This is a genomic window from Desulfofundulus thermobenzoicus, assembly GCF_009428905.1.
In the GTDB taxonomy this organism is placed as follows: Bacteria; Bacillota; Desulfotomaculia; order Desulfotomaculales; family Desulfovirgulaceae; genus Desulfofundulus_A; species Desulfofundulus_A thermobenzoicus.
The window spans coordinates 15,369-27,569 of record NZ_WHYR01000016.1 but is presented as its reverse complement, the minus strand read 5'-3'; the positions used below and the strand labels follow the sequence as shown (position 1 = coordinate 27,569).

Annotated in this window: 14 protein-coding genes; all 14 read left to right on the top strand. The window is 57.7% G+C overall.

From position 1 onward, the window contains the following. Positions 1-15 precede the first annotated feature (15 nt). Positions 16-1,224 (top strand): exodeoxyribonuclease VII large subunit, encoded by a 1,209-nt coding sequence (gene xseA / locus GFC01_RS07525; protein WP_152946022.1) that lies wholly within the window; start codon positions 16-18, stop codon positions 1,222-1,224. A 27-nt stretch (positions 1,225-1,251) separates the two neighbouring features. After that, positions 1,252-2,103: a bifunctional 5,10-methylenetetrahydrofolate dehydrogenase/5,10-methenyltetrahydrofolate cyclohydrolase gene (locus GFC01_RS07520; RefSeq protein ID WP_152946021.1), complete on the top strand. Its 852-nt coding sequence runs from the start codon at positions 1,252-1,254 to the stop codon at positions 2,101-2,103. Positions 2,104-2,156: 53 nt separating this feature from the next. Continuing rightward, entirely contained in the window at positions 2,157-2,789 is a 633-nt protein-coding gene (locus tag GFC01_RS07515; RefSeq protein WP_341473821.1) for a cyclodeaminase/cyclohydrolase family protein, read from the top strand. 219 nt (positions 2,790-3,008) lie between these two features. Continuing rightward, on the top strand, positions 3,009-3,275 hold the full coding sequence (locus GFC01_RS07510) for a DUF4160 domain-containing protein (RefSeq protein WP_152946020.1): 267 nt from the start codon (positions 3,009-3,011) through the stop codon (positions 3,273-3,275). Next, positions 3,185-3,847, top strand: a complete 663-nt coding sequence (locus GFC01_RS19340) for a DUF2442 domain-containing protein (protein WP_341473820.1) — start codon at positions 3,185-3,187, stop codon at positions 3,845-3,847. The genes GFC01_RS07510 and GFC01_RS19340 overlap by 91 nt, the downstream gene beginning before the upstream one ends. A 10-nt stretch (positions 3,848-3,857) precedes the next feature. Then, on the top strand, positions 3,858-4,841 hold the full coding sequence (mnmL, locus tag GFC01_RS07500) for a tRNA modification radical SAM protein MnmL/YtqA (protein ID WP_152946018.1): 984 nt from the start codon (positions 3,858-3,860) through the stop codon (positions 4,839-4,841). Positions 4,842-4,896: 55 nt separating this feature from the next. Next, entirely contained in the window at positions 4,897-5,154 is a 258-nt protein-coding gene (gene xseB, locus GFC01_RS07495; protein WP_152946017.1) for an exodeoxyribonuclease VII small subunit, read from the top strand. Between the two features lie 6 nt (positions 5,155-5,160). Then, a complete protein-coding gene (locus tag GFC01_RS07490; protein WP_152946016.1) occupies positions 5,161-6,045 on the top strand; it encodes a polyprenyl synthetase family protein in 885 nt (294 codons plus the stop codon). Between the two features lie 888 nt (positions 6,046-6,933). Then, on the top strand, positions 6,934-7,521 hold the full coding sequence (locus GFC01_RS07485) for a hypothetical protein (RefSeq protein ID WP_152946015.1): 588 nt from the start codon (positions 6,934-6,936) through the stop codon (positions 7,519-7,521). Positions 7,522-7,548: 27 nt separating this feature from the next. After that, positions 7,549-9,474 (top strand): 1-deoxy-D-xylulose-5-phosphate synthase, encoded by a 1,926-nt coding sequence (gene dxs, locus GFC01_RS07480; protein WP_152946014.1) that lies wholly within the window; start codon positions 7,549-7,551, stop codon positions 9,472-9,474. Between the two features lie 3 nt (positions 9,475-9,477). Further along, entirely contained in the window at positions 9,478-10,296 is an 819-nt protein-coding gene (locus GFC01_RS07475; RefSeq protein WP_152946063.1) for a TlyA family RNA methyltransferase, read from the top strand. Between the two features lie 12 nt (positions 10,297-10,308). Then, entirely contained in the window at positions 10,309-11,175 is an 867-nt protein-coding gene (locus GFC01_RS07470) for an NAD(+)/NADH kinase (RefSeq protein WP_152946013.1), read from the top strand. Continuing rightward, positions 11,165-11,746 (top strand): tRNA 5-(aminomethyl)-2-thiouridylate-methyltransferase MnmM, encoded by a 582-nt coding sequence (gene mnmM / locus GFC01_RS07465; protein WP_152946012.1) that lies wholly within the window; start codon positions 11,165-11,167, stop codon positions 11,744-11,746. Before GFC01_RS07470 ends, mnmM begins: the two co-directional genes overlap by 11 nt. After that, on the top strand, positions 11,743-12,198 hold the full coding sequence (gene argR / locus GFC01_RS07460; RefSeq protein ID WP_152946011.1) for an arginine repressor: 456 nt from the start codon (positions 11,743-11,745) through the stop codon (positions 12,196-12,198). The genes mnmM and argR overlap by 4 nt, the downstream gene beginning before the upstream one ends. The last annotated feature ends 3 nt before the right edge of the window (positions 12,199-12,201 follow it).

Sequence of the window (12,201 nt, the reverse complement as noted above, 5' to 3'; positions counted from 1 at the left end):
CCGGCGTGGTAAATAATGCTTCGATTACTCACTGTAAGCGAACTCACCGCTCATATCAAAAATCTTTTCGACAACGACCCGCTATTGTTAAACCTCTGGGTAAAGGGTGAGATCTCCAACTACAAACAGGCGGCCAGCGGTCACCTGTACTTCACCCTGAAGGACGAGGGCTGTGCCATTAAAGCGGTAATGTTCCGTTCCCGGGGGCGCCGCCTCCTGTTTGAACCGGAAGACGGTATGGCCGTGCGCATACGGGGTTATGTCACGGTTTACCCCCGGGATGGTACATATCAGTTATACGCCGAAGAAATGGAACCCGAAGGGACGGGAGCCCTCTACCTGGCCTTTGAGCAGCTGAAAAAGAAGCTGGAAAAGGAAGGCCTGTTCGACCCGCGGCATAAAAAGAAAATACCCCGTTTGCCCCGGCGCATCGGTATAGTCACCTCGCCCACCGGGGCGGTGCTGCGGGATATGGTCAAGATCATCCGCCGGCGCTTCCCCGGCGCGGAGATCATTTTTGTGCCCGTGGCGGTACAGGGGGAGGGGGCACCCGGAGAAGTGGTTCGGGGCATCCAGTTGTTGAACCGGCTGAATGCCTGCGACGTGATTATCACCGGCCGGGGCGGCGGCTCCCTGGAGGAACTGTGGGCCTTTAATACCGAGGTGGTGGCCCGCAGCATCTTTAAATCCCGCATTCCGGTTATTTCCGCCGTGGGTCATGAGACCGACTATACCATCGCCGATTTTGTGGCCGACCTGCGGGCGCCCACCCCTTCGGCGGCGGCGGAAATGGTGGTGCCGGTGCGGGAGGAAATGGCCCGCCAGGTGGAAATGCTGCATAACCGGCTGTGCCGGGCGGTGGGGGAGAAAATCCGGGGTTACCGGCACAGGCTGGACCTTTTAACCCGCAGCCGGGTGACGAGTTCGCCGGTGGAGGTGCTCTGCGGGTCCCGGTCCCAGGTGGTGGACGAGCTCGCCCGCCGGCTGGGTGTAACCATGGAGCGGTGCCTGGAACAGGGTAAAAACCGCCTGGCCGTGCTGACCGGGCGTCTGCAGGCCTTAAGCCCGCTGGCCACCCTGGCCAGGGGGTACAGCATTTGTAGCCTGGTGGATACCGGCGAGATCATTCGCACGGCCACCGGCGTGTCCAGTGGGGACGAGGTACAGGTGGAGTTATACCGGGGTCGTATATTTTGCCGGGTAACCGAATCCTGTCCGGAGTGAACAAACATTAAAGGGGGAGGCTTTTAAATGGCAGCCACATTGATTGACGGTAAAAAAATTGCGGCGGAAATCCGGGAAGAGGTCAGGGCCGAAGTGGCCGCGCTCAAAGAAAAGGGGATCACTCCCAAACTGGTGGCCGTGCTGGTGGGCGACGATCCGGCATCGGTGGTTTACGCCCGTTCCAAGGAAAAGGCCTGCGGCAACGTGGGCATTGCCTTCGAGCTTTTCAACCTGTCCGGCGACACCGCCGAAGAAGAAGTTCTAAGTTTGATCAAACGCTTAAACGAAGACGACAGCGTGCACGGGATCATGATTGAAATGCCCCTGCCCAAACATATCAGCAAGCAGCGGGTGCTGGAAGCCGTATCCCCGAAAAAGGACGTGGACGGCGCCCACCCCATCAACCGGGGGTACCTGTTGAGCGGTGCCGACGGTCTTTTCCCGGCCACTCCCCAGAGCTGCGTCGAAATTATGCTCAGAAGTGGTATTGAAATAAAGGGGAAAAACGCCGTCCTGGTGGGCCGGGGTGAAACCGTGGGCAAGCCCCTCATCTTTATGATGCTCAACCAGAACGCCACCATCACCGTCTGCCACACCAGAACCGCCGACCTGGCCTACCACACCCGCCAGGCGGACATCCTCATTGCCGCCGTGGGCCGGGCCAAAATGATCAAGGCGGACATGATCAAGCCGGGCGCCGTGGTGGTGGATGCCGGCATCAACCAGCTGGAAAACGGCATCTGCGGCGACGTGGACTTTGAAAACGCCAAAGAGGTGGCCGGGGCTATCACTCCCGTACCCGGCGGCGTGGGCAGCCTGACCACCGTGCTCATTCAAAAGAACGTTTTAAAGGCCATCAAGCTGCAGGGAAAGGCGTAAATGGTCGCCGGTCGTCGGTGGTTGGTAATGAAACGAAAAAGGAGGGTTAAGTTGTGAGCGAAATCTTTGACTTTCCCTTTCGCAAGTTAGTGGCCGTGGCCGCCTCCGATGCCCCCACCCCCGGCGGTGGCAGTGTTTCCGCCCTGGTGGGCGCCCTGGGCGTGGCCATGACGGCCATGGTGGGCAACCTGACCGTGGGCAAGCCCAAATATGCCGAAGTGGAACCCCAGGTGAAGGAAATCACCGGCGCGGCCTATTTCATCATCAATAAACTGGAGAAGCTGGTGGCCGCCGACATTGCCGCCTTCGGCAAGTTCATGGAAGTCTACCGCCTGCCCAAAAACACCGGGGAAGAAAAGGCCAGGCGGGAAGAACTGATGCAAAAAGCCCTGAAAACGGCCACCGACACCCCCATGGAAGTGGCCCGCACACTGCTGGAGGCCCTGGTGATCACCGACAGGCTGGCCAAAATCGGCAACAAGATGGCCATCAGCGACGCCGGCGTGGCTGCCTACGTCTGTGAAGCGGCCATCAACGCCGTCCTTTTAAGCGCCGACATCAACATTCCCATGATCCAGGACCAGGATTATGTAAACCGTATTCTGGACGAAAAGCAAAAAATTGTCTCCGAAGCCAAACGGCTGAAGGAATCGGCCGTGGCCGTGGTGGAGGAAAGGATGAAGTAAAGGGACCGTGCATTATTAAGAAAACCAGTACCATTAGACACGAAAGGCCGGGAGGATGAATTTCCGCCCGGCTTTCCCTTTTCAAATTCATGGACAACAGGAATCCCTTTGTTGCGGGGTCCCTTTTTGTGGTAATATAAGAGCAACAGATTCATAAATGATCATAAATAGTTACCTGCCGGGCGATTAAGGGGAGCTAAACGGAAGGGGTCGGGAAAGATGTCACCGAATATTTCTTCCTTTGAAGGTATCAATATTTTCATGCAATGGAATGATCATATTCCACCTCACTTTCATGCAGTTTATGGAGAATTTGAAGCGATAATTGACATCAAAAATTGTGCTGTTTTGGCAGGTATTCTGCCCAAATCAAAGCTTAAACTGGTACTGGCCTGGTGTGTATTGCACAGGGAAGAGTTGCTGGTCAACTGGGAGCTGGCGATGGAAGGAAAGCCGTTGCAGAGAATAAATCCGTTGAGGAGGTGATTTGCTATATGGAATATATCCCAAATGTTATCCAGGTAATGCCACTTAAAAATTACCGTGCACTGGTTTTCTTTGATGATGGAAAAATTGTCATTTATGATCTAAATCACCTATTGGCCCTTGATGTTTTTAAACCATTAAAAGATATGTTCCTTTTTAGCAAAACGATGACTGTTTTAAACGGTACCCTTGCTTTTGATCTTAAAGGAAAATATGATCCGGCTGAGTGTATAGATATAGATCCCGTCGTGATCTATAAGGAAGGAGTTGACGTTACTGAGGAGCTTAGCTGGCGGGATGATTTATTGGCAATCGATTATGACCAGTTGCATCAGAGAAAAAAGGGAACGCCGGGTGTAAAATATAAAACCGGTGAGGTATGCCGGCAGGTTGAATTCATGGAAAAAAACGCGGAGCTGGCCGACGGTACGGATGGGATCAGGACCCGGACTTTATGCGCAGTAGCCCGGGCGGCACTGCAAAAGGGCTTTTCCATCGACGACATAGTTGAAATAACCGGTTTGACCCGGGAAACGGTGAACAGGATTCAAAACGACCGGAAAGGGTTTTAAATACAGGGGGATGCTGGTGATAGCGGTGGAAAAACAGCGCTACCGGGTCTACTCGGACCATTTAAAAGAAAAATTCGGGGGCAAGGTATATAAACTGCCCATCAATCTTCCGGGCACCTGTCCCAACCGGGACGGTAACGTGGGCACCGGCGGCTGCATTTTTTGTGACGAACAGGGGGCCGGCTTCGAGTGCCTGCCCAGCAGCCTTTCGGTGCAGGAACAGCTGGCCGCCAACCGGGACTTTTTCCGCAGGCGATACAAGGCCGAAAAATTCATCGTTTATTTCCAGGCCTTCACCAATACCTACCTGCCCTTTGACCGTTTCCGGGAGTATGTCCTGGCGGCCGCAGAGGGGGAGGATGTGGTGGGTATTTCCATTTCCACCCGGCCGGACTGCGTCAACGACCGTTACCTGGACTTCCTGGCGGAGGTGGCCGGGGAAAAGGGCCTGGACATGAACATCGAGCTGGGTCTGCAGACGGTCAACTACCACTCCCTGCTACGGGTGAACCGGGGGCATACCCTGGCCGAGTTCCTGGATGCGGTGCAGCGCATAAAGGGGCGCGGGTTTGCTGTCTGCGTTCACCTTATTCTCAACCTGCCCTGGGACGACATGACCGATGTGGTGGAAAACGCCAAGATTCTGTCCGTTCTGGGGGTGCAATACGTAAAGCTCCACTCCCTGTACGTGGTCCGGGATACGGTGCTGGGGAAGATGTACGAAAAAGGGGAGTTCACCATCATCACCCTGGCCGAATATGTGGACCGGGTGGTCACCTTCCTGGAACATCTCCATCCCGCCGTGGTCGTCCAGCGCCTGGTGGGCCGGGGGCCCTATGACCGGGTGCTCTTTTCCAACTGGGGGGTGAGCTGGTGGCAGGTGAAGCAAGGTATTGAATCCCGGCTGGAGGAACTGGATACATATCAGGGGCGGCGCTGCGATTACCTGAACGGCCCGGCCCTCAGGAGGAGATTTGACCCGGGCGAAGAATAAGTTTAACTACGTGCATTATCCTTATTTTCACCCGGTAAAAAGTGAGGTTAGGGGAATGAATAAACCCAGTTTTGAAGATGCCCTGGGCCGGCTGGAGGAAGTGGTGCGGCTGCTGGAAGGTGGGCAGCTGCCCCTGGAAAAATCTCTGGAACTTTTCGGGGAAGGAATCACCCTGGTCCGCCTCTGCCGGCAACAACTGGAAGAGGCCGAGGGGCGCATTTCCGTACTGATGGCCGGTGAAAACGGGGAAGTGGTGCAGAGGGAAGTGGACGCGGGTCTGACCGAACTGGCCGCCTGTATACGGAAGGAGTAGTATATATTGGATTTCATCAAAGAGTGGAAAACCCGGGCTGCCCTGGTGGACCGGGCACTGGATGACTACCTGCCGGCGGCCGGCGCCTACCCGGCCATAATTCACCAGGCCATGCGCTACAGCCTTTTTGCCGGGGGCAAACGCCTGCGCCCGGTGCTCACCCTGGCGGCCGCCGAAGCGGTGGGGGGTGTTCCGGCCCTGGTCCTGCCGGCTGCCTGCGCCCTGGAGCTGATTCATACCTATTCCCTGATCCACGATGACCTGCCGGCCATGGACAACGATGACTTCCGGCGGGGAAAGCCTACCAGCCACCGGGTTTATGGCGAGGCGGTGGCCATTCTGGCCGGCGATGCCCTGCTCACCCATGCCTTTGCTTTGCTGGCCCGCGCCAGGGAAGGGGTGCCGCCGGAACGGGTGCTGCAGGTAATCGAAGAGGTGGCCGGGGCGGCGGGTACGGCGGGATTGATCGGCGGACAGGTGGTGGATACCCTGGAAACGGGACGGGCGGTGGATGCCGCCACTCTGGAGTACATTCACCGGCATAAAACCGGAGCTCTTTACCGGGTGGCGGTGCGGGCCGGAGCCATCCTGGCCGGGGCAAAAGAAGGGGAACTGGCTGCCCTGACCACCTACGCCGAAAACCTGGGGCTGGCCTTCCAGATTCAGGACGATATTCTGGATGTAACGGGGGACACGGCCAGGCTGGGTAAACCGGCGGGCAGCGATGAAAGAAACAAAAAGGCCACCTATCCGGCCCTTTTCGGTCTGGATACGGCCAGGATCAGGGCTGAAGAGGCCGTCCAGCGGGCACTGGACGCCCTGCAACCCTTCGGCGCCCGGGCCGATTTTCTGTGTGCAATGGCCCGTTTTGTCATAGCCAGGGATTATTGATGGGCGGCGGTTTTTGGCCGGACTCGCTATAACGAGCATTAACGTGCGCTGCAGACCTTCAGCAGGCTTTAGTAAAACAATGTTTATTAAAAGTCCCTGCCAACCGTGCGGTGTCCTAAACAGTTGGCAGTGTCGTTTGTAAAGGGTTTTCACTTATGCTATAATATTTTCCCGAATACAATTGGATAATGGATAAGTGATGCAGTATCCTAGTCAGGTAACCTTTTTTGAAGGCGGGCCTAAAAATCCGTCGCGGGCACATCGATGAAGTTCCTGGTGCTGGCTGCTGACGCCCAGTCGGGGGTTGGTACTGGGAGTTAAGGAGGTGGGGCGACCCGCAATGGCATGCGGGCGTGGACCCCGCCTCCGCGGAGACCCAAGTGCGTGGGAAGCTTAAAGTGTACTATGGCTTGGGGTGTGAACCTGCATGTGGTGAAAGCTGCGTGCAGTGTAGCCTGCCTTGAGTGGTTGCGGTGGATGGGTCGATTGTTCCGGCAGCGATTCCCCAGGGCCCGAGGAAAATTGCCGGTAACCTGAAACCGCTGCTGCAAAAGAGGCTAGAAAAAGGTATCCTGTCGAGGAAAACTCCTAGGCTGTCCGGGAATCCGGGGCAGCGCGGGGATTGCAGTGTGGACTCAGTGGTAATCCAGTCCCGGGACCGGCAACGTCCCGGAAGCAGTCCGAAGGGGAAACCGCCGGCCTGGCGACAGCCGGTGATTGCTTGGGAAAACCTGCTGGACCTTAAGCCACAATATTTACCCGCGCTGCCATCACTTATCCTTACATAACCGATTAAGTCCGGTGAGTGCCGGGCAGATTAAACCTGTTTTATCGATGAACGACCGTTTCCACGGGGATTCACCTTAAAATTGTATGAGGTGAACATGTTTGGGCAACAATAAATCTACAGTTTCCGGCCGGTACATCTTTTTTGTGGGTACGGCCTCTTTTTTACTGGCCGTGGTTTTTTTCTGGTTTTCGGAAGTGCTGGCCGGCAAAGTAAAAAGCCTTTTATTATCCTTTCTCTTTTTAATTATAATTATACTGGCGGGCATTCTGGCCGATATTATCGGCACCGCGGTGGCTGCCGCCAGTGAATCCCCCTTCCACGCCCGGGCGGCCAAAAAAGTGCCCGGAGCAACGGAAGGGGTATTCCTCATTCGCAACGCCGACCGGGTGGCCAATATCTGCAACGATGTCATCGGCGATATCGCCGGTACGGTCAGCGGCGCTCTGGGTATTGCCCTGGTGTTGCAAATTATGCTGTACTGGAAGGGGATCAGCCAGCTGTTGTTGAATATGCTGGTAACGGCATTGATTGCCGCTTTCACCGTGGGTGGCAAGGCGGCGGGAAAGCGGCTGGCTTTGAGCAGAGCCAATGAAGTTATTTTCCTGGTGGGAAGATCCATTGCCGCCATTCAGCAATTGACCGGGATAAACCTTATTGGCCGGACGAGGCGCCCGGGTAGTCGTTAGCCGGGAGCTATCTGGAAAGGAGAAAATATGACCAGGTTATTGTCCAAAATTAATTCCCCTGCCGACCTGGCTGCGCTGGACCTGTCAGGTTTACAGCAACTGGCCCGGGAGATCCGCCAGGAGCTGGTGGAGACGGTGGCCGTCACCGGCGGTCACCTGGCCCCCAACCTGGGGGTGGTGGAGCTCACCCTGGCGTTGCACAAGGTTTTTCAGACACCCCGGGACAAAATCATCTGGGATGTGGGTCACCAGTGTTACGTGCACAAGCTGCTCACCGGCCGGCGCACTGTTTTTCACACCCTCCGCCAGTACGGCGGCATCAGCGGGTTTCCCTGCCCCAGGGAGAGTGAACACGATGCCTTCGGCACCGGTCACAGCAGCACTTCCATTTCAGCCGCCCTGGGCATGGCCCTGGCCAGGGACTTAAAAGGTGAGAATTACGGAGTGGTGGCCGTTATCGGCGATGGAGCCATGACCGGCGGCATGGCCTTTGAAGCACTGAACCACGCCGGGCACAAACGGACCAATCTGATTGTGGTGTTGAATGACAATGAAATGTCCATTGCCCCCAACGTGGGAGGATTGTCCCGGTACCTGACCCGGTTGCGTACGGATCCCATGTATTCCCGGGGAAAGGAAGAGCTGGAACACCTGTTAAAGCGCATTCCGGCCATCGGTCCCCGGGTGGCCCGGGCGGTGGAGCGGCTCAAGGATTCCCTGAAATATCTGGTGGTACCCGGCATGTTTTTTGAAGAACTGGGCTTTATTTACCTGGGTCCCATCGACGGCCATAACATCCAGGCCATGATCAATGTTTTTCAGCAGGCCAGGTCCACCCAGGGGCCGGTCCTGGTGCACGTGCTTACCCGCAAGGGCCGGGGCTACCCCCCGGCCGAGGAAAACCCCGATCAGTTCCATGGAGTGGGTCCCTTTGATATTCAAACCGGCCGCGTAATAAAAAAGGAGGGGGAACCCCCCTCCTATACCGAGGTTTTCGGCCGCACCCTGGTGGAACTGGGACGGCAGGACGAACGGATCGTGGCCATTACAGCGGCCATGCCCGCGGGTACGGGTCTTTCACACTTTGCCCGTGCCTTCCCGGAACGCTTTTTCGACGTGGGTATAGCCGAACAACACGCCGTGACCCTGGCTGCGGGCCTGGCCGCCGGGGGATTGAAGCCGGTGGTGGCCATATATTCCACTTTTCTGCAGCGGGCCTATGATCAGGTACTCCATGATGTTTGCCTGCAGAACCTGCCGGTGACCTTCGCCCTGGACCGGGGCGGATTGGTGGGAGAAGACGGGGCCACCCACCACGGCGTGTTTGACCTGACCTATCTCAGATCCATACCCGGTATGGTGGTTATGGCTCCGGCAGATGAAAACGAACTGCGACACATGTTGAAAACCGCCCTGGAGCATCCCGGACCGGTCGCCCTGCGCTATCCCCGCAGCGCCGGTACCGGTTGTCCTGTGGACGGGGAGCCGGTTTCCCTGCCGGTGGGACGGGCACAGGTACTGCGGGAAGGGAACGATATTACCCTGCTGGCCCTGGGCAGCATGGTTTCCCCCGCCCTGGAAGCAGCCGGCGTGCTGGCCCGGCAGGGCATCTCGGCGGCGGTAATCAACGCCCGGTTTGTCAAGCCTTTGGACGAGGAAATTATCACCCGCTATGCCCTGCGTACCCGGCGGATAATCACCATTGAGGAACATAATCTGGAGGGCGGTTTTGGCAGTGCCGTGCTGGAACTGCTGGCAGACCGGGGGTTGCGCAACATTCAAATAACGCGCCTGGGTATTCCCGGCCAGTTCATCCTGCACGGCCGGCGCTCTTTGCTTCTGGCCCGGTGCGGGTTGACAGTGGATGGCCTGGTGGATACGGTTTTAAATAATCTTAAAGGCCGCAGGACTTCGGTGAGGGTTAACCTGGGAGCAGGTACGGGGGGCAAATAGGTGATGGCCGAAAAGCGCCGGCGTCTGGACATGCTCCTGGTGGAAAGGGGGTTTTTCCCCAGCAGGGAAAAGGCCAGGGCGGCAGTTATGGCCGGTCAGGTCCAGGTCAACGGCCGACCGGCGGATAAACCCGGCCGGCTGGTTGATGCCGCTGTTTCCCTGGCGGTTGCTCCCGGGATGCCCTATGTCAGCCGCGGTGGTTTAAAGCTGGAGAAGGCCATTAAAAGTTTTGATCTTGACTTTCGCGACCGGGTGGTGCTGGATGTGGGAGCTTCCACCGGCGGTTTTACCCACTGCGCCCTGCAGCATGGCGCCCGCCTGGTTATTGCCGTGGATGTGGGGTACGGACAGCTGGCCTGGCAGCTGCGCAATGATCCCCGGGTGGTGGTCCTGGAGCGGACCAATATCCGCCATCTGGATGCCGGCCGTTTGCCCTGCCTGGCGGATGTGGCGGTAATCGATGTTTCATTTATCTCCCTGGCCCTGGTATTGCCCCGTTTACAGGATTTGACTACCGCCGGTGCCCTGGGGGTGGCCCTGATCAAGCCCCAGTTTGAAGCCGGACGTGGAAAGGTGGGTAAGAAGGGTGTGGTCCGGGAGCCGGCGGTACACCGGGAAGTGATTGCCGGGGTTTGCTCTGTACTGGCCGGCCTGGGATGGGGTGTGCGCGGTCTGGATTTTTCCCCCGTTAAAGGACCGGAAGGGAATATCGAATTCCTGATTTGTTTCCACCGGAACCCGGCCAATCTGGTGGATCTGCCCGCCGCCATACCCGCCGTGGTGGCTGCCGCCCATGAACAGCTGGATGATCGCGGGGTTTGAAGGGGTGACCGCATGAAAACAATCGGCATGGTGGTAAACCCGGCCAGAACAGGAGTTGTGCCTCTGGTGGAACAAATAATAGACTGGTTGAATGTCCGGGGGTATGGGGTGGCCATAACCGATGAGGCGGCCCGGTTGATCAACCGGCCGGCTCTGGGAATGCCCCGGGAGCAACTGGTGAACCGGGTGGATCTGATGATGGTTCTGGGCGGCGACGGCACACTGTTACGCAGCGCCCGGGAATGCGCCCCCCGGGGAATACCCATTCTGGGCATAAACCTGGGCCGCCTGGGTTTTCTCACGGAAATCGACCTGCCCGAGGTGTTAACGGAACTGGAAAAACTGCCGTCCGGTGAATATGCCGTTGAAGAACGGATGATGCTGGAGGCCCGGGTGATCCGGGGAGGTTCCGTGGTGGGGCGGGCCATCGGTTTAAATGACGCGGTGATTACCAAGGGAGCCTTTGCCCGGCTCATTTTCCTGGAAACCTGCGTCAACGATGATTTCGTGACCACCTATCCCGCCGACGGCCTGATTGTGGCCACTCCCACCGGTTCCACCGCCTATTCCCTTTCCGCCGGCGGACCCCTGGTAACACCGGAACTGGACCTGCTGCTGGTCACTCCCATCTGTCCCCATTCCCTCTGGACCCGTCCCCTGGTCATCAGCGGTGAAAGCCGGGTGAGGGTGGTCCTGCGTTCCAGGCAGGCGGAGGTTATGCTTACGGTGGACGGGCAACACGGCTTTGCCCTGCAACCCGATGACACCATCATGGTGGAAAAATCGGTCCACCGTGCCCGCTTTATACGTTTAAAACACCGGAGTTTTTTCTATCTATTGCGTCACAAATTAACCGAAGGTGAACATAATGGTCCCTGAACGAACGGCCAGTGCCACCGCATGGGCACAGGCATTCATTGCGCCGGTATTGATACCCGGTTCCGTGGCGGTGGACGCCACGGCCGGAAAGGGCCTGGATACGGAGTTTCTGGCCCGGGGTGTGGGCGCTGCGGGGCGGGTATTTGCCTTTGACATTCAACCCGGGGCACTGGAAATAACCCGCCAAAGGCTGGTAACCGCGGGTTTGCTGGAACGGGTGACCCTGTTGCTCCGGGATCACGCCGCCATGGCCGCCCACGTGCCGCCGCCGGTCAAAGCGGTCATGTTTAACCTGGGCTATTTACCCGGTGGCGACCACCGCATTATTACCCGGCCCGGTACCACCTTACGGGCATTGCAGGACGCCCTGGCATTGCTGGCCCCGCAAGGCCGCCTTTCCCTGGTGGTATATACGGGGCATCCCGGTGCCCGGCAGGAGCAGGAAACCCTGGAGGAATATGTGGCCCAACTGCCTCCCCGGGAGTACACGGTCCTGCGCCTGGCCTTCTGGAACCGCTCCCCCCGGGCTCCGGTGGTCATACTGGTGGAAAAGGCAGGTGGCGGCAGTTGAAAAGCCGGCGCCATAGACAAATACTGGAAATCATTAATCGGCAGATCATCGGCACCCAGGAAGAACTGGCTACCGCCCTCAAAGAGGCCGGTTTTGCCGTGACCCAGGCCACCGTTTCCCGGGATATCCGGGAACTGGGCCTGATTAAGATACCGGTGGGTAACAACCGCTTCCGGTATGCCCCACCGGTGGACAGTTCCCTGCGGCCCCGGGAGGAAAGGTTGAAAAGACTTTTCCGGGACTCGGTCCAGTTCCTGGATTACAGTGAAAACCTGGTGGTGATCAAGACCCTGCCCGGAGAAGCCCAGGGAGTGGCCTCGGCCCTGGATCAATCCCGCTGGCCGGAAATCATCGGTACGGTGGCCGGAGATGATACCATTCTGGTGGTGGTCAAGCCCAAAAGGCTGGTGGCTACCGTACTGGAAAGATTAAACCAGCTGTCCCGGGGGTGAAAG